Below are 602 nucleotides of genomic sequence, written 5' to 3' on the forward strand. Positions count from 1 at the left end.
GGCTATAGCGAAATTGATGCCGTTGTGGTGCAGGCGGATAAGGACAATGCTGCGCTTTTAGAAGTGGCTGAAAACCTCTTTCGCAATGAATTGTCAGTGATTGACCGCGCTTTGTTTGTGCAGACTTACCGTGAATTGTGGGAAAAGAAGTATGGGGAAATTAAGGTTGGTGGGGATGGTAGTAATCAACATAAAGCCAAAAAAGAGCAATTCGGTCAAGTTGACCGAATTGCTCATACAGATGAAGAAAGTGATAAGGGAGTTACTTTTTGCTTTGCTAGACATGTGGCAGATCGCATTGGTTTATCTGAAGAGTCAGTGAGACGACTTAATCGTATTTCCAAGTATTTACAGCCGGAGTTGCGGTCTGTTTTGCGGGGGACAGCATTGGCGGATAATCAAGCGCAATTGTTGAAATTAGCCAAGATGGAGCCGGTTGCGCAACGGCGGGTGGCGATTGCTTTGCAACAGGTTGATGGAGATTTACGGCGGGCTGTTGATTTGGTCAATGGGGTTAATACGCCGCCGCAAATTAATGAACAGGAACGGATTTTTGCTCAGTTATTGGGTGTTTGGCAGAGGGCCGATGCGCAGACAAAGGC

General features: G+C 46.5%; 1 protein-coding gene. It reads left to right on the forward strand.

The features are described from left to right. Positions 1–602 (forward strand): chromosome partitioning protein (locus ACFIJS_RS09275; RefSeq protein ID WP_375651342.1); only part of this gene is annotated, 602 nt, incomplete at both ends.

The organism is Bartonella sp. OT172YNZD (assembly GCF_042193725.1).
Lineage (GTDB): Bacteria > Pseudomonadota > Alphaproteobacteria > Rhizobiales > Rhizobiaceae > Bartonella > Bartonella grahamii_A.